Origin of the sequence: Caenimonas aquaedulcis (genome assembly GCF_015831345.1) — a bacterium.
Lineage (GTDB): Bacteria > Pseudomonadota > Gammaproteobacteria > Burkholderiales > Burkholderiaceae_C > Ramlibacter > Ramlibacter aquaedulcis.
In genome coordinates this window covers 2,162,145-2,177,657 of sequence record NZ_JADWYS010000001.1, presented here as the reverse complement: position 1 = coordinate 2,177,657, position 15,513 = coordinate 2,162,145, and the positions used below count along the sequence as shown (strand labels likewise).

Below are 15,513 nucleotides of genomic sequence, written 5' to 3'. Positions count from 1 at the left end.
TCACGGGGTCACGCACATGAAGATTCTGATGGTTCTCACCTCGCACGACCGCCTGGGCGATACGGGCAAGAAGACGGGCTTCTGGCTCGAGGAATTCGCGGCGCCTTATTACGTCTTCAAGGACGCAGGGGCCGACATCACGCTCGCGTCGCCCGCGGGCGGCCAGCCGCCGCTCGATCCGAAGAGCGACGAGCCCGACGCGCAGACCGCCGACACGAAGCGCTTTCGCGCCGACAAGGAGGCCGTGCAGGCGCTGGCGTCCACGAGCCGGCTCGCGTCGGTGCGGGCGGACGATTACGACGCGGTCTTCTATCCCGGCGGCCACGGCCCCTTGTGGGACCTCGCGGAAAGCCGCGAGTCGCAATCGCTGATCGAGGCCACGCTCGCCGCCGGCAAGCCCGTCGCCGCCGTGTGCCATGCGCCGGGCGTGTTGAAGAATGTGAAGGCCCCCGATGGGTCCCCCCTGGTGAAGGGCAAACGGGTGACCGGTTTTGCCAACAGCGAGGAAGAGGCGGTCGGCCTCACGAAGGTCGTGCCCTTCCTCGTCGAGGACATGCTCAAGTCTGCGGGCGGCCACTACAGCCAGGGCGCCGACTGGTCCTCGCACGTGGAAACCGACGGGCTGCTGGTGACGGGCCAGAACCCGGCTTCGTCCGCCGAGGCGGCCAAGGTGCTGCTGAAGGTGTTGAGCGAGCAGCCGTCAAAAACGCACTGAACGAGCCGGGCGGACTCAGTGCGGGTCCGCCGCCTCCACCGCCGGGAAAGCCAGTTCCCGGCCGATCATCGCGCGGGCGTACAGGTAGTTGTTTCGGCTGACTTCGCTCAGGCCGTCCAGGTCCACGCGGCCGCGGTCGTCGCAAGGAAAGGAAAAGCCCCGCCCGCTCTGGTACAGGGACCGGAAGCACAAAAAGAAGCTGGTTGACCGGGACTGCTGTGTCATCTCGCATCTCCTCGCCGGCAGGCGATGCGCATACAACGCGCGCCGGGGCGTCCCAGCGGACGCCCGGCTGCAAAGCAGCGGTGAAGTTACGTTTCAGGACGCATCGGCGGCGGCCGTGGAGAGCGGCGCGCCGCACATCTCGCAAAAGCGCGCCTGGGGCGACGCGGCCGGGGCGCCGCACGCATGGCAGGTGCGGGGCGCCGGCAGGTCGCCGCGGCGCCGCACCGCGATTTCCGCCGTCACGATGCCCGTGGGCACCGCGAGCGTTCCCCAGCCGATCAGCATCATGATCGATGCGATGAAGCGCCCGAGTTCGGTCTTGGGCGTGAGGTCGCCGAAGCCGACCGTGGTGATGGTCGTGATCGCCCAGTACACGGACGTGGGGATGTCCTTGAAGCCATGCTGCGGCCCTTCCACGACGTACAGCAGCGTGCCGACGATCAGCACCACCATCAACACCGCCGAGAGGAACACGAGGATCTTGCGGCGGCTCGCGGCCAGCGCGTCGCCAAGCATCTGGTACTCGGCCACGTAGTCGGCGAGCTTGAAGATCCGGAAGATGCGCAGCAGGCGCAGGATGCGCACGTCGATCAGCGCCTGCGCCTCGGGAAAGAAGATCGCGAGGTAGGTGGGCAGCACCGACAGCAGGTCCACGATGCCGAAGAAGCTGCGCATGTAGCGCAGCGGCCGCTGCACGCTCAGGATGCGCGCGATGTATTCGAGCGTGAAGAGCGCCGTGAAGCACCACTCGGCGATGTCGAAGGCGAGTCGATACCGCCGGTTGAGGCTCTGCACGCTGTCGGCGATCACCACCGCGACACTCACGATGATGACGGCGATGATGACCTTGTCGAAAGCGCGTCCGGCGGGTGTTTCCGATTGGAAGATCACCTCGTGCATGCGGCGGCGCCAGCCCTGCGGCGGGCGGCCCAGTTCGCTGGACGTGTCGGTCACCATGGGCGCCAATGGTAGTCGGCGCCGCGCCACAATGGGGGAATGCACGACTCCGAGCAACTGCTGCGCCTGCTGCGCACCGAGATGCCCTACGGCAAGTACAAGGGCACGCCGATCGCCGATCTCCCGGGCAACTACCTGAACTGGTTCGCGCGCGAGGGCTTTCCCCCGGGCGACCTCGGCCGCCTGCTGGCGCTGATGCACGAGATCGACCACAACGGGCTGCAGGACCTGCTCAAGCCGCTGCGTGCCTCCCGCCGCGATGCCTGAAGGGGTCATGCCGCTTCTCTATCTCGACTTCGACTTCAGCGACGAAGAATCCGGGCGCGGAAGTTTCGACGCCATGGCTTCGGTGCTGCCCGAACGGTTGCCTGCCTTGCTCGCCGAGATCAGCGAAGTCCTGCGCTGGGCCGTGCGCTCCTTCGGCGCTGCGGCGGCGGAGGCCGACCAAGGCGAATGGGATTTCGAATTGCAGGGTGTCGCCGAGCCGGACGATGCGCTCGATGTCTCCTTCGATGCGCAACGCGGCACGGTCGAGCTCTCGCCCGGCCCCGGCAGCGCGCGCGTGACGCTGACGCTCACGCTCGGCGGCTCGCCCGCCTTCTGCGACGCCTTCCGCGAGGCGTTCGCGGTGGGCTAAGCTAGCCGCACCATGCATCACCACCTGAAGTCTTCCCCCGAGTCGGTCCACTGGGGTTGGTTCGACGCGGCGCTGCCGCACGCCATCACCATCGACAGCGGCGACAGCGTCACGATCGAGGCGCTGTCCGGCGGCCCCGCGAACCTGCCGGGCGAGGGCTTCCACGTGCCGCCGGAACTTCTGCACGTGCACGAGAAATCGCAGCGGCGCTTGCCCGGCCACATCCTCACCGGTCCCGTCGGCGTTCGCGGCGCGATGCCGGGCGACGTGCTGGAAGTGCGCATCCTCGACGTGCGGCTGCGCCAGGACTGGGGCTATACCTTCGTGCGTCCGCTCGCGGGCGCGCTGCCGGGCGAGATCGACGCGTTCGAGCAGATCATCACGCGCCTGGACGGCGAGCGGAACGTGGGCACGCTGCCCTGGGGCCTCGAGATTCCCTTGCGTCCCTTCTTCGGCGTGATGGGTGTGTCGCCGCCGAAGGCCTGGGGCTCGATCTCCTCGATCCAGCCGCGCGCGCACGGCGGCAACCTGGACAACAAGGAGCTCATCCCCGGCGCCACGCTGTACCTGCCCGTGTTCAACGAAGGCGCGGGTTTCTCCGTGGGCGACGGCCATGCGGTGCAGGGCGACGGCGAGGTGTGCACGACGGCCATCGAGACCGCCCTCACCGGCACCTTCGAGATCCACCTGCGCAAGGACCTGCGCCTCGACTACCCGGCCGCGGAGACGCCCACGCATCTCGTCACCATGGGCATGGACCCGGACCTCGACACTGCAGCGAAGGACGCACTGCGCCGCATGGTCGATCGCCTGGTGCAGGAGACGGGCCTGTCGCGCCCGCGCGCCCTGATGCTGATGAGCCTGGTCGCGGACGTGCGCGTCTCGCAACTTGTCAACGAGCACAAGGGCATCCACGTCATGTGCCCGAAGTCGGCGCTCTCGCCTCAGCCCGCGAAGTAGCGCGACAGGTGCTCGACGAAGGCCTGCACGCGCATGGTCTTCGCGTGCTGCAGGGGATACACCGCATGGATGTCCGCCGGCGGCGTCTGCCAGTTCTCCAGCACTGGCTGTAGCCGCCCGCTGCGCAGGTAGCGCGCGACGTCCCACTCGGCGCGCAGCACGACGCCCAGCCCGGCCAGCGCCCAGCCGACGGCGACTTCGCCGTCGTTGGTGCTCAGGTTGCCGTGCGCCTTCACCGTCTCGGTGCGCCGGCCGCTCGTGAGCCGCAGCAGGCCCTGCGCATCGTCCGCCTGCCGGATCGAGATGAAGTTGTGGCGTGCGAGCTCCTGGGGGTTGCGCGGCGTGCCGGCGCGCGCGAGGTAGGCGGCCGACGCGCACAGCAGGCGCCGGTTGGGGGCGAGCATCCGCGCGACGAGGCGCGAGTCCGGCGGCTCGCCGAAGCGGATGCCCACGTCGTAGGCCTCGTCCACGATCGGCGGCGGGCTGGCGGTCAGCTGCAGCTGCACTTCCACGCGCGGGTACTTGCGCGAGAAGCTCGCGATCGCCGGCGCGACCTGCATGCGGCCGAAGCCCAGGGTCGCGTTCACGCGCAGCAAACCCGCGGGCTGCGCGCGCGCCGCCTGCAGGCCGCTTTCCACCGCCTCGATTTCCTCAAGGATCCGCCGCGCGCTGTCGAGGTAGGTGCGGCCCTGCTCGGTGAGCGACAGCCGCCGTGTGGTGCGGTTGAGCAGCGGCACGCCCAGGCGCGCCTCCAGCGAGGTGAGGCGCTTGCTCACCGCGGCGGGCGTCACCTGCAGCTCGCGCGCCAGCGCGGCCAGGCTCGCGCAACGGATGAGCTGCGCGAAGAACTGCATGTCCTGGGAGGAGGTGTTGCGGCTCATTGGTGAATCCCCGGTTGAGAATGGATTGAATTCTGCCTCCGGATCCGCGGCGCGGGCCGGCCTACAGTCCTTCCAACACAGGAGTGGCCATGAAGACATACAGGATCGCCTGCATCCCGGGCGACGGGATCGGCAAGGAAGTGGTGCCCGCCGGGCAGAAGGCGCTGCAGGCGCTGGCGGACTCGGGCGCGGATTTCCGCTTCGAGTTCACGTCCTTCGACTGGGGCGGCGACTACTATCGCGCGTACGGCAAGATGATGCCGGACGATGGCCTGGAGCCGCTGCGCAAGATGGACGCGATCCTGTTCGGCTCGGCGGGCGATCCGCACATCCCCGACCACATCACGCTGTGGGGCCTGCGCCTGAAGATCTGCCAGGGTTTCGACCAGTACGCCAACGTGCGCCCCACGCGCATCCTGCCCGGCATCGACGCGCCGCTCAAGCGCTGCACCGCGAAAGACCTGGACTGGGTGATCGTGCGCGAGAACTCGGAAGGCGAATACGCCGGCGTCGGCGGCCGCGCGCATCAAGGCCACCCGATCGAGGTGGCGACCGACGTCAGCATGATGACCCGCGCGGGCGTCGAGCGCATCATGCGCTTCGCCTTCAAGCTCGCGCAGTCGCGTCCCCGCAAGCTGCTCACGGTGGTGACCAAGTCCAACGCCCAGCGCCACGCGATGGTGATGTGGGACGAGATCGCCCTGCAGGTGAGCAAGGAGTTCCCGGACGTGAAGTGGGACAAGGAACTCGTGGACGCGTGCACGGCGCGCATGGTCAACCGCCCCGCGTCGCTCGACACGCTGGTGGCCACCAACCTGCACGCGGACATCCTGAGCGACCTCGCGGCGGCGCTCGCCGGCAGCCTGGGCATCGCGCCCACCGGCAACATCGACCCGGAGCGCCGCTACCCGAGCATGTTCGAGCCGATCCACGGCTCCGCCTTCGACATCATGGGCAAGGGCCTCGCCAACCCCGTGGGCACCTTCTGGAGCTGCGTCATGCTGCTCGAGCACCTGGGGGAAAACGATGCGGCCGCGCGGCTCATGCGCGTGATCGAATCGGTCACGGCGGACAAGGGCCTGCACACCGGCGACCTCGGCGGCCAGGCGACCACGGCCATGGTGACGGACGCCGTGTGTCAGCGATTGAAGTCGTAAGCAGTTCAACGATTACCAAGGAGACAGACATGAAAAAGTTCATCGGCGCCCTCGCGCTCGCGGCCCTCGCGCCCTTCGCCCACGCGCAATCCGTGCCCTGCCCGGAGAAGAACGTCAACTACTGGCAGGCCTTCCCGCCCGGCGGCGAGTCCGACCTGTCGGCGCGCCACCAGCAGGTCGTGCTGCGCAAGAAGTGCGCGAACATCGACACCATCATCCAGTACAAGGCGGGCGCCGGCGGCGCCCTGATGTGGTCGCAGATGAACCAGCTGCCGGGCGACGGCCTGAACGTGGTGGGCGTGAACCTGCCGCACATCGTCTTCCAGCCGATCGAAGGCCAGGTGCAATACAAGACGGCGGACGTGACGCCGGTGTACTGGTTCCACTTCACGCCGGACATCCTCGTGGTGCCCTCGTCCAGCCCGATCAAGACCTTCCAGGACTTCGTGAAGGCCGCGAAGGCGAGCCCGGGCAAGCTGAGCCTGGGTGGCTCGGGCCAGTTCTCCGCCAACCATGCGGCGCACGAGCGGCTCGACGCCGCCTTCGGCATCCAGACGCTGTACGTCCCCTTCAAGGGCACGGGTGACATGGCGACGTCCGTGATGGGCGCGCAGGTCGACGGCGCGATGACGTACACGCCTTTCGCCATCACGAACCGGGAGCGCATCCGCCCGCTCGCGGTGGCGATGGACAGGCGCCACCCGCTGATGCCCGACGTGCCGACCTTCAAGGAGCTCGGCGTCGACTGGGTCGACGGCGCCTACCGCGGCATCGGCGTGCCGAAGTCCACCTCGCCCGAAGCGCGCAAGCGCCTGTCGGACCTGTGGCGCGGCCTGAACAACGACGCCGAGATGAAGGAGCTCGCGGCGAAGAACGGCTTCGAGCTGGTGAACGTCGGCGTCGAGGAGATGGATGGCTTCATGGCCGGCAAGACGAAGCTCTACACCGAAGGCGCCGCGCGCATGGGGCTGGGCAAGAAGTAGCCCGGGACTAGGCGCGCTCGAAGTCGATGTAGCCCTGCGCCGCATCGACCGCCACCAGACGCACGCGCGCCGTGTCGCCGACGTCGAGCCCTTCGAAGCCGCGCACCACGCGGCCTTCGACCATGGGCCGCGCGATCCGCACGAAGGTGCCCTTGGGCGCCGCGCCGGTGACGATCGCGTCGAAGCGCTCGCCGATGCGGTGTTGGAGAAGGAACGCAGCCGCGGCCTTGAGCACCTGGCGTTCGACCTTGGCCGCGTTGTCCTCCTGCAGCGTGCAATGGCTCGCGATCGCCGCCAGCGTCTCGGCGGAATAGGGCGGCGGCCGTCTCGCGAGCGCGGCCTTGAGCAGGCGCTGCGTCACCAGGTCCGGATAGCGGCGGTTGGGCGCGGTGGAGTGCGCATAGTCCGCCACGGCCAGGCCGAAGTGGCCGGGCCCGGCGGCGCCCGGCGCGGTAGCCGCGTACTCGCCCGACCCGAGCATCTTCACCACCGAGAGCGACAGGTCGGCGAACCCTTCCGGGTCCGCCGCGCGCCGCGCCTGGAGGAACGCGTCGAGCGCCACGGGGTCCGGCGCCGCGGGCAGCTGCACGCCCTGGCCCGCCGCCAGGGCGACGAGGCGGTCCCAGCGGCGCGGCGCCTGCAACAGGCGGCGCAGCGAAGGAAACTGCTGCTGCGCGAGGAAGCGCGCGGTCGCACCATTGGCCGCGATCATCAGGTCCGCGATCAGGTCTTTTGCGCGGTTCTTCTCGTCGGGGCGCAGGTCCACCAGCTCGCCCTGCTCGAACACCGGGCGCGATGAGGCGGTCTTGACGTTGAGCGCGCCGCGCTGCTGGCGCCATTGCCGCAGTTGCGTGGCGACTGCATCGTGCATGCGCAGCTGCTCCTCCAGCCCCCGCACGCGCGCGAGATGCGCGGGCGCGGGCCCCGTGCCGTCGAGCCAGGCGGACACCGCGTCGTAGGTGAGCTTGGCCTGGTTGAGGACGCAGGCGCGGTACACCTCCGACGACGCCACGGTCCCGTCCGGCTGCACCTGGAGGTCCACGACGACCGCGAGCCGCTCCTCGCCTTCGTGCAGGGAGGTGAGGTCGGTGGAGAGGATCTCCGGCAGCATCGGGAACACGCCGGCGGCGGTGTACACGGAGGTCGTGTTGGTCGCGGCGTGCGCGTTCACCGCGCCGTCGGGCCGCACCAGCGCATCGACGTCGGCGATGGCGACCAGCAGGCGCGTCGCGCCGCCGGGCAGGGCCTGCGCCACGCTCAGCTGGTCGAGGTCGCGTGTGTCGTCGTTGTCGACGGAAAACCAGGGCATCGCGCGCAGGTCGCGCACCGGCGCGGTGGAATCCGCGGGCGCGGGGCGCGCCGTTTCCGCCTCGCGCACGGCCTGCGGCGTGAAGGTCGGCAGCAGGCCACGCGTGCGCATCGCCGACTCGGCGATCTGTTTCAGGTCGATGGGAGCCATCCGGCTATTGTGGTGCCTGCCGCGCGGGGATCGCCTCCGTCCACACCGTCACGTCGCGCGGCGTCATGGTGCTCGCGGGCGTGAGCCGGCCGTCCACGTAGCCCAGCCGTTCCACGTCGTGCAGGTATTGCTCGCGCGACAGCAGCGTGCCGGCGCAGACGTGCGGATCCTCCTCGGGCGGCATCATGGTCTCCGCCGTGAGCCGGTCGATCAGCTTGTCCATCACCCATTTCGGGATGCGGTGGCGCTCGCCGGGGTAGATGTAGCCGAAGAGCGTGAGGTGCGCGAGCAGCACGCGCCAGTTCGAGCCGAAGCGCTCGACGAGCCCCTGCCAGTCGAGCTGCTCGGCGTTGGCCTGCAGCGTGTGCGCGATGTCCGCGCCGTCGTAGCGCTCGCGCTCCATGATGAAGGCCTTGGACAGGAAGCTGTCTTCCATGTTGGCGATGCGCACCGGCACGCCCAGCACGTCGGCCATCGGGTTGTGGCGGAACCACCGGTCGTCCACCGGCGTCACGCCGTTGCCCGAGTTGAAGATCAGGTCGATGAAGTCCTCGCCCGCATACACCTTGGCGAGCCAGTGCGGATAGGTGAGCTCGGCCCGCCAGCCTTCGGCCTGCATGAGCGCCGCGACACGGTCGTAGTCGGCGCGCTGGATGAACAGGTCGAGGTCCTTGGTGGGCCGGCGGATGCCGGTGAAGCAGGCGTGCGCGAACGCGCCGCCCACCAGGAAGGGCACGCCCGCATCCGTGAGCGACTGCAGCGCGCGCCGGTAGAACGCGGCGGTGTCGGGGTGAACCTCTTCTTCGAGGGACGGCGCGAGGACGGCGTTGGAGGGAGAGGTCATGGCCTCACCATAAGCAGGCGCCGGGGCGCCGTGGCGTGACGGGTTGCCCCATGCAACGTCGGCTTTGGCCTACACCCCGCGACGGCGGATTGCCCATGCCCGCGCGCGTTCCCGCTTGCATCATCGTGTCATGGGCCAGTCCGCCAACTCCAATACCGTCCGCTTCGCCGCCATCGGCGACATCCATGTCACCAAGGATTCCGCCGGTTCCCTGCGCGCCCTCTTCGCGCAGGCGGGCGCCGCCGCGGATGCACTGCTGCTCTGCGGCGACCTCACCGACTACGGCACGGCCGAAGAGGCGCAGGTGCTCGTCGACGAACTCAGTGTGGTGAAGATTCCCATCGTCGCCGTGCTCGGGAACCACGATTACGAATCGGGCACGCCCGAGGTCGTGACCGCGGCGCTCACGCGCGCCGGCGTGCGCGTGCTCGATGGCGAGGCGTGCGAGATCGAGGGCGTGGGCATCGCCGGCGTGAAGGGCTTCGCGGGCGGCTTCGGGCGCGGCTCGCTCGGCGCGTGGGGCGAGCCGGCGATCAAGGTCTTCGTGCAGGAAGCGCTCAACGAGGTGCGCAAACTCGAGTCGGCGCTCGCCAAGCTGCGCACGCCGCGGCGCATCGCCATGCTGCATTACTCCCCCATCGTAGGGACGGTGGAGGGCGAGCCGGTGGAGATCTATCCCTTCCTCGGCTCGAGCCGGCTGGAGGAGCCCCTGCTGCGCTATCCCGTCGACGCCGTCTTCCACGGCCATGCGCATCGGGGCACGATGGAAGGCCGCACGATCAACGGCGTGCCGGTCTTCAATGTCGCCAAGCCGCTGCTGCAACGCAGCCGCCCGGACGTGCCGCCCTTCCGCCTGTTCGAAGTGGCGCGCGAGCTCGCGGAGAGCCCGGTCGAGGCTTGATGCGCCAGCGCCGCGTCAGGCGAACGGCGCGAACATCCCGTTGAGCTCGCGGCTCGGCGTCGCGCCGGCGAATCCGTCGAAGGAGCCTTCCCGCAGCGTCCTGGCCGCGTCCAGCGCGCCAGCCCACGCGGCGCGCGCCAGCGCCCCCCCGATGCTGATGCGCCGCACGCCCATCTCCGCGAAGTCCGCCACGCGCGTGCCGGGTTTGGAGATCACCACGTTGACCGGCTTGGGCGCGACCGCGCGCACCATCGCGACGATGTCCGCCTTCGCCATCACGCCGGGTGCATAGAGGCAGTCCGCGCCGGCCTGCGCGAAGGCGACCAGCTTGTCGATGGCGGGAGTGAGCGCGGACGGATCGACCAGCAGGCCCTCGGTACGCGCGACGAGGATGACGTTTTGCCCGCTGTCGTCGATGGCGCGGCGCGCGGCGCGGATGCGCTCGGTGGCGAAGGCGATGTCGTAGAGGCCCGTGGGCGTGCCGTCCCGGTCCTCGATCGACAGGCCGGCCACGCCGGTGTCGATCGCGAGCCGGACGTTGGCCGCCACGCCTTCGGGTTCCTCGGCGAAACCGGACTCGTAGTCGGCATTGACGGGCAGGTCCGTGGCGCGGCACAGCTGCGCGAGGTGCTCCAGCACGCCGTCCCGGGTCACCTGGTTGTCCGGCAGGCCGATGGTCCACGCGTAGCCCGCGCTCGTCGATGCCAGCGCGGAGAAGCCCAGGTGCGCCAGCATCCGCGCGCTGCCCACGTCCCAGGGGTTGGGCAGCACGAAGCAGCCGGATTGGTGCAGGGCGCGAAACGACGCGCGGGCGGCGGTGACATCGTGCGGCATGGGCGGACTCCTCGGTGGCGGTCGGGCAGGAGCGCCAGTATGCAACCGCCGTTGCACCGCTGCGTCGGGGCGGGTATATGCGGTTTGCATGCAAACCCCATGCGCCGTTACCATGTGCGGTGGAGGGTGGCTTATGAATGCACCGTTGATGCGGATGGGGTTGATCGGCTTTGCCGACGAGCAGTACCTGCTCAACCTGTTGATGGCACGCAGCCAGGCCGTCCGCTGGCAGCCGGGTCCCGTGGCCGATGCGGACGCCCTGTGGATCAACGGCGAGCACGCCCTGCCCGTTCGCGGCCAGTTCGTGCGCGTTCCCTCCGGGCAGCCGGACAAGCCGGCGATTTCCCTGAACCTCAGCGAGATCGACCGGCCGTTCGCCTTCACGCTGCCCGTGCGCTCGCCGCTCTTCACGCCGCCGCGCGCGTTCGATCCGCATTCGGCAGAGAGCGTCGCGCAGATCCTGCGCGCCTTCGAGTCGGAATTGAACCAGTCGACGCTCGAGCAGACGCTCGGCGGGGAGATCGCCGAGCGCCGGCAGGACCTGCGCTCGCCCGTGTTCCACCTCATGCTGCAGGGCAGGCTGGTCGGCATCCTCAACGTCAATGGCGACATCGGCCTGGCCCCCGGCCTCACGGGTACGGAACTCCTGCAGGCGCAATGGACCGGGCGGCCCGCCGCGGCCGACGCGATGCCCCCCAACTTTTCCAAGACGACGATGGCGCGCGTGATGTGGCGCTTCATCGGCCGCTCCGACGGCGACCACCTGCCCCCGCGCTACCGGCAGGCGAAGATCTTCTACCGGCGCAAGCCCTCGGTGTCGCCGCGCATGATCCGCGACCCGCACCTGGCGGTGCTCTCGGAGCTGGGCACCATGCCGCAGACCTTCGCCCAGCTCGCCCTGTCCACCGGCATGGGCGACCGGCAGCTCAGCCAGGTGCTGGCGGCGCTCTATTTCGCCGGGTCGATCACGACCGATTTCCGCCGCGCCGCACCGGGCGCCACGGGCGACTCCACCTCAGGCGAAGGGGACCTGCCGCCCAGCGACATCCACTCGGACATCATGGGCGACACCCCGGAGAGCGTGCCGACGCGGCCGGGGCGGCGCAGCCGCGGCTCCGAAGCGATGACGGTGCCCACGCCGCTCGAACCGAAACGCTGAACGGCATGTCGCCGGGTACCGGTCCGGACACCGCGCCCCGCAAACCCTCGGGCCAACCCCCGCACGTGCTGGCGGCGTGGATGGCCGACGCCATCCACGAGGTCCACACCGAACACCTGCCCCGCGTCGTGCAGCTGCGCGACATCCTGGAAGCCCAGGCGCAGGCGTGGGAGGCGCAGGAACTCGAGCAGACATTCCACGCGCTCCTGCTGGCGGCCCGCGGGCTGGACCTCCAGGCGCTGGCGATTCCCGCCTGGTGGCGGCGCCTGTGGCCGTGGGGCCGCCGGCCGGCGCAGGACTTCGAGGCGGCGCATCGCGCCATGCTGGCCGCGGCGGGCGACGCCCGGCAGCGACTCGATGCGCTCGCGCGCGAATGGCGGCCCATCGCGTCCGCCTCGCGGCGTGCCGTGGTGGAGCTGGACCTGGAGCATCGGGCCATCGCCGGCGAAACCGGGGATGCGGTCCACTGGCTCGCGGAGCTGACGGAGCACCTGTCCGCGGGTCCCGTGCCGGGCAAGGAGGAGCGGATGCGCAAGTGGGCCCAGGCCGCGCAGCAAGCGACCCAGGCCCTGAAGCGCCTGGACACCATCGGCGACCTCGTGGGCGAAACCGTCCTGGTGGGCCGCACCCTCTTCGAGCGGCGCACCATCTGGCTGGAGCAGCTGCGGCGCGACCTCGATGCCTTCGACCGCGAGTGGTGTCCCCGGGTGGCGGCCCTGTCCGGCGGCCACTGCACGGCGCAGCAGCTGGAGCCGGCGGCGGAGGTCCATGCGCGGCTGCTGGACGGGTTCGAGCGGACGGACAGCGCGGTGATGGCCCTGCGCATCGAGGCGCAGGGGTTCGGGCAGCTGCTGTCGCGGCTGGGCGAGCAGTTCGCGGCTCCGGGGCCATCCCCTATCGAGGACCGTAGGCCGGCGCCTACGTCCTCATCCGCCTCCCGGGAATAACATGGCCCCATGGAGCCTGATATTGAGCGCGCCGCAGGCGAGGTGCAGGGTACGGATCGTTTTCGCCTGCTGGTCGATTCGGTGGTCGACTACGGCATCTTCATGCTCGATCCGGCCGGCAACGTCGCTTCGTGGAACACCGGCGCCGAGCGCATCAAGGGCTATACGCGTGCGGAAGTCATCGGCCGGCACTTCTCGATGTTCTATACGCAGGAGGCGCGCGACCGCGGCTGGCCAGAACACGAGCTGCGCGCGGCGACGCGCGAGGGCCGCTTCGAAGACGAGGGCTGGCGTGTCCGCAAGGACGGCTCGCAGTTCTGGGCGAATGTCGTCATCACCGCGCTGCACGACAGGGCCGGCGGGCTCGCGGGCTTCGGCAAGGTCACGCGGGACCTGACCGAGCGGCGCCAGCACGAGGAGGCGATGCGCGAAAGCGAGGAGCGCCTGCGGCTGCTCGTGGAAGGCGTGCGCGACTACGCGATCTTCATGCTGAGCCCGGACGGCATGGTGGAGAGCTGGAACTCGGGCGCCGAACTCCTCATCGGCTACCGCGCGGGCGAGATCATCGGCTCGCACTTCAGCCGCTTCTACCGGCCGGAGGACGCGGCCGCCGGCCAGCCGGCGGCGGAACTGGAAACCGCCTTGCGGGTGGGCCGCGCGGAAGGGGAGGGCTGGCGCATCCGCAAGGACGGAAGCGCCTTCTGGGCCAACGTGGCGGTGTCCCCCGTGCGCGACGCCCATGGCGTGCTGCGCGGCTTCGCCAAGGTGACGCGCGACATGAGCGACCGGCGGCGCCTGGAGCAGCTGGAGAATTCCAGCCGCCGCATGAACGAGTTCCTCGCGATGCTCGCGCACGAGCTGCGCAACCCGCTGGCGCCCATCCGCAATGCGGTGACGGTGCTGCAGCTGGAACCTTCGCCCAGCCCCATCGTGCGCAGCAGCCGCGACATGATCGACCGTCAGCTCACGCACATGACGCGCCTGGTGGACGACCTGCTAGACGTCGGCCGGCTCACCAGCGGCAAGGTGCGGCTGAAGAAGGAGCGGATCCTCTACAACCAGGTCGTGGCTCGCGCGGTGGAAGGCGTGCGCCCGCTCATGGATGCGCGCCACCACGAGTTCCACGCCCGCGTGCCTTCCGCCGACATCCACGTGATGGCGGACGCCACGCGGCTCACGCAGGTGATCCAGAACCTGCTCACCAACGCCGCGAAGTACACGCCCGCCGCCGGCCGCATCGAGCTGGAAGCCTCGGTGGACAACGGCGTGCTGACCACGCGCGTCACCGACAACGGGGCGGGCCTGAGCGAGCCGGCGCGCGAGCAGATCTTCGAGCTCTTCTTCCAGGGCGCGGAACAGGGGCAATCGAAGGAAAGCGGGCTGGGCATCGGCCTCACGCTGGCCAAGTCGCTGGTGGAGATGCACGGCGGGTCGATGCAGGCCAAAAGCCCCGGCCCCGGGTTGGGCAGCACCTTCAGCTTCACCATTCCCAACGCCACGATGGAAGGCCGTGGCGGCGCGGACGGCGGCGCGGGGAGCGCGCGCGTGCTCATCATCGACGACAACCGCGACGCCGCGGACAGCCTCGCGGAAATCCTGCGGCTGATGGGTTGCTCCGTCAAGACGGCCTATGACGGCCCGACCGGGATCGCACGCGCCAAGGAATACGCGCCCCACGCGGCGCTGGTCGACCTGGGCATGCCGGACATGAACGGCTTCGAAGTGCTGAAGGCGCTGCGGGTCGATTCGCCGCGCCTGCTGGTGGCGGCGGTGACCGGCTACGGCAACGAGGAAGACAAGCAGCGGACGACCGCGGCCGGCTTCGACCTGCACTTCGTGAAGCCGGTGGACTTCGCGACGCTGCAGGCGCTGGTGGGCCGGCTCGTGCCTTGACGCGTCAGGCCCGCGGCCGGTTCTTCTGCCAGATGGCCACGATGATCAATCCGTAAGCCACCACCCGCAGGCCGTAGAACACCGGGCTGAGTTCGCTCGCCTCGGGCAGCAGGCCCAGCGCGAGCCGGTTGATGCCCTCGATCCAGAACGAGCCCGCGAAGTAGAGGAAGAAGCCGTCGCGCGTCGTGCGCCAGAAGCGGAAGAAGAACAGGCCCGCGACGAACGAGCCCGCGACGATGCCGCCGGTGAGTATCTGTTCCATGGCTCAGTCTTCCTCCCACACCAGCCCGACGACGAGCAGCATCACGGCCGCGAAGCCGACGGCCAGCCGCCACAGCTTGAGGTCCGCATCCGGCAGCATGACCTTGTCCACGACCAGCACGACGTTGTTGACGGTGAGCAGCGCGAAACACAGCGCGCTCCAGAAGAGGAGCCGGTGCCCGCCGAGCCGCCAGGTGCGCCACAGGAAGACGAAGCAGGCCAGGCTGGTGAGCGCGCACAGCGAATAAATGATGGCCGCCATCTAGTCCTCCTTCTTCCAGCGGAACGCGTCCGCGAACTGCTGCGCACGCCGTTCCGTGCGCGAATGGATCAGGTCCGTCACCGCGACCAGGTGCGTGGTGTAGCAGCCGGCCAACGCATCCAGGCGCTGTGCCAGGTCATCCGAAGCCGGCCGGTAGGCGAAGGCGGTCGTGCCCTCGGCCGCGGCGATGCCTGCGTCGCACAGTTGCTGCAGCAGGTCGGCGGCCGCCTTGCGCCGCGTGTACAGCGCCTTCGCCATGCGCGGCGCATCCCAGTGCTGGATGCGGTCGGCCCGCATCAGCAGCATGGCCTCGAGAAAGGGCACCGACGGCACGCTCGTGAGGATGAAGCGGCGCACGTCGGGGGAAAGATGCTCGGGTGGGTCAGCCATGGGGCGTGAATTTATCCTGTATCGCACGGCTGAGCCGGCCGAACTCAT

The 15,513-nt window shown here is 69.5% G+C and carries 19 protein-coding genes; 10 read left to right on the top strand and 9 right to left on the bottom strand.

Features of this window, described 5'->3' with window-relative positions:
* Nucleotides 1-16: 16 nt before the first annotated feature.
* Complete coding sequence (locus I5803_RS10440) at nt 17-715, top strand: type 1 glutamine amidotransferase domain-containing protein (RefSeq protein ID WP_196986302.1); 699 nt, start codon at nt 17-19, stop codon at nt 713-715.
* 15 nt (nt 716-730) lie between these two features.
* Here I5803_RS10440 and I5803_RS10435 read toward each other — a convergent pair whose 3' ends face one another.
* Both I5803_RS10435 and I5803_RS10430 read right to left on the bottom strand, forming a co-directional pair.
* Nucleotides 731-940 carry a hypothetical protein gene (locus I5803_RS10435; RefSeq protein WP_196986301.1) on the bottom strand — a complete coding sequence of 70 codons (210 nt, stop codon included), beginning with the start codon at nt 938-940 and terminating at the stop codon, nt 731-733.
* Nucleotides 941-1,033: 93 nt separating this feature from the next.
* On the bottom strand, nt 1,034-1,897 hold the full coding sequence (locus I5803_RS10430) for an ion transporter (RefSeq protein ID WP_196986300.1): 864 nt from the start codon (nt 1,895-1,897) through the stop codon (nt 1,034-1,036).
* Between the two features lie 39 nt (nt 1,898-1,936).
* On the opposite strand from I5803_RS10430, the gene I5803_RS10425 reads away from it, so the two are divergent.
* The 3 genes from I5803_RS10425 to I5803_RS10415 are packed head-to-tail and all read left to right on the top strand — an operon-like array spanning nt 1,937 to nt 3,494.
* Nucleotides 1,937-2,164, top strand: coding sequence for a DUF3820 family protein (locus I5803_RS10425; RefSeq protein ID WP_196986299.1), 228 nt, complete (start codon nt 1,937-1,939; stop codon nt 2,162-2,164).
* 7 nt (nt 2,165-2,171) lie between these two features.
* Nucleotides 2,172-2,534, top strand: a complete 363-nt coding sequence (locus tag I5803_RS10420) for a hypothetical protein (protein ID WP_196986298.1) — start codon at nt 2,172-2,174, stop codon at nt 2,532-2,534.
* 12 nt (nt 2,535-2,546) lie between these two features.
* Nucleotides 2,547-3,494, top strand: a complete 948-nt coding sequence (locus I5803_RS10415) for an acetamidase/formamidase family protein (protein ID WP_196986297.1) — start codon at nt 2,547-2,549, stop codon at nt 3,492-3,494.
* Here the strand turns inward: I5803_RS10415 and I5803_RS10410 are convergent.
* Nucleotides 3,479-4,375: a LysR family transcriptional regulator gene (locus I5803_RS10410; RefSeq protein WP_196986296.1), complete on the bottom strand. Its 897-nt coding sequence runs from the start codon at nt 4,373-4,375 to the stop codon at nt 3,479-3,481. The two genes, I5803_RS10415 and I5803_RS10410, sit on opposite strands and share 16 nt — an antisense overlap.
* 89 nt (nt 4,376-4,464) lie before the next feature.
* Here I5803_RS10410 and I5803_RS10405 point away from each other — a divergent pair, with 89 nt between their 5' ends.
* Together I5803_RS10405 and I5803_RS10400 are read left to right on the top strand one after the other, a co-directional pair.
* A complete protein-coding gene (locus I5803_RS10405) occupies nt 4,465-5,532 on the top strand; it encodes a tartrate dehydrogenase (protein WP_196986295.1) in 1,068 nt (355 codons plus the stop codon).
* A 29-nt stretch (nt 5,533-5,561) separates the two neighbouring features.
* Nucleotides 5,562-6,515, top strand: coding sequence for a tripartite tricarboxylate transporter substrate binding protein (locus I5803_RS10400; protein WP_196986294.1), 954 nt, complete (start codon nt 5,562-5,564; stop codon nt 6,513-6,515).
* A gap of 7 nt (nt 6,516-6,522) precedes the next feature.
* Here I5803_RS10400 and I5803_RS10395 read toward each other — a convergent pair whose 3' ends face one another.
* Both I5803_RS10395 and I5803_RS10390 read right to left on the bottom strand, forming a co-directional pair.
* Nucleotides 6,523-7,974 carry an RNB domain-containing ribonuclease gene (locus tag I5803_RS10395; protein ID WP_196986293.1) on the bottom strand — a complete coding sequence of 484 codons (1,452 nt, stop codon included), beginning with the start codon at nt 7,972-7,974 and terminating at the stop codon, nt 6,523-6,525.
* A gap of 4 nt (nt 7,975-7,978) precedes the next feature.
* Nucleotides 7,979-8,818 (bottom strand): nucleotidyltransferase, encoded by an 840-nt coding sequence (locus I5803_RS10390; RefSeq protein ID WP_196986292.1) that lies wholly within the window; start codon nt 8,816-8,818, stop codon nt 7,979-7,981.
* A 130-nt stretch (nt 8,819-8,948) separates the two neighbouring features.
* On the opposite strand from I5803_RS10390, the gene I5803_RS10385 reads away from it, so the two are divergent.
* Nucleotides 8,949-9,719: a metallophosphoesterase family protein gene (locus tag I5803_RS10385; RefSeq protein WP_196986291.1), complete on the top strand. Its 771-nt coding sequence runs from the start codon at nt 8,949-8,951 to the stop codon at nt 9,717-9,719.
* 15 nt (nt 9,720-9,734) lie between these two features.
* On the opposite strand, the gene I5803_RS10380 is transcribed toward I5803_RS10385, so the two are convergent.
* Nucleotides 9,735-10,553, bottom strand: coding sequence for an isocitrate lyase/PEP mutase family protein (locus I5803_RS10380; RefSeq protein WP_196986290.1), 819 nt, complete (start codon nt 10,551-10,553; stop codon nt 9,735-9,737).
* Between the two features lie 133 nt (nt 10,554-10,686).
* On the opposite strand from I5803_RS10380, the gene I5803_RS10375 reads away from it, so the two are divergent.
* The 3 genes from I5803_RS10375 to I5803_RS10365 are packed head-to-tail and all read left to right on the top strand — an operon-like array spanning nt 10,687 to nt 14,552.
* Nucleotides 10,687-11,712, top strand: coding sequence for a hypothetical protein (locus I5803_RS10375; protein ID WP_196986289.1), 1,026 nt, complete (start codon nt 10,687-10,689; stop codon nt 11,710-11,712).
* Between the two features lie 5 nt (nt 11,713-11,717).
* Nucleotides 11,718-12,659, top strand: coding sequence for a hypothetical protein (locus I5803_RS10370; RefSeq protein ID WP_196986288.1), 942 nt, complete (start codon nt 11,718-11,720; stop codon nt 12,657-12,659).
* Between the two features lie 9 nt (nt 12,660-12,668).
* Nucleotides 12,669-14,552, top strand: coding sequence for a PAS domain-containing hybrid sensor histidine kinase/response regulator (locus I5803_RS10365; protein ID WP_196986287.1), 1,884 nt, complete (start codon nt 12,669-12,671; stop codon nt 14,550-14,552).
* 4 nt (nt 14,553-14,556) lie between these two features.
* Here the strand turns inward: I5803_RS10365 and I5803_RS10360 are convergent, their stop codons facing one another.
* From I5803_RS10360 to I5803_RS10350, 3 genes are read right to left on the bottom strand one after another with little or no spacing between them, the layout of a single operon-like run.
* Nucleotides 14,557-14,814: a DUF5985 family protein gene (locus tag I5803_RS10360; RefSeq protein ID WP_196986286.1), complete on the bottom strand. Its 258-nt coding sequence runs from the start codon at nt 14,812-14,814 to the stop codon at nt 14,557-14,559.
* Between the two features lie 3 nt (nt 14,815-14,817).
* Nucleotides 14,818-15,075: a DUF5985 family protein gene (locus I5803_RS10355; RefSeq protein ID WP_196986285.1), complete on the bottom strand. Its 258-nt coding sequence runs from the start codon at nt 15,073-15,075 to the stop codon at nt 14,818-14,820.
* Complete coding sequence (locus I5803_RS10350; protein ID WP_196986284.1) at nt 15,076-15,465, bottom strand: hypothetical protein; 390 nt, start codon at nt 15,463-15,465, stop codon at nt 15,076-15,078. It abuts the gene before it with no gap.
* Nucleotides 15,466-15,513 lie beyond the last annotated feature (48 nt).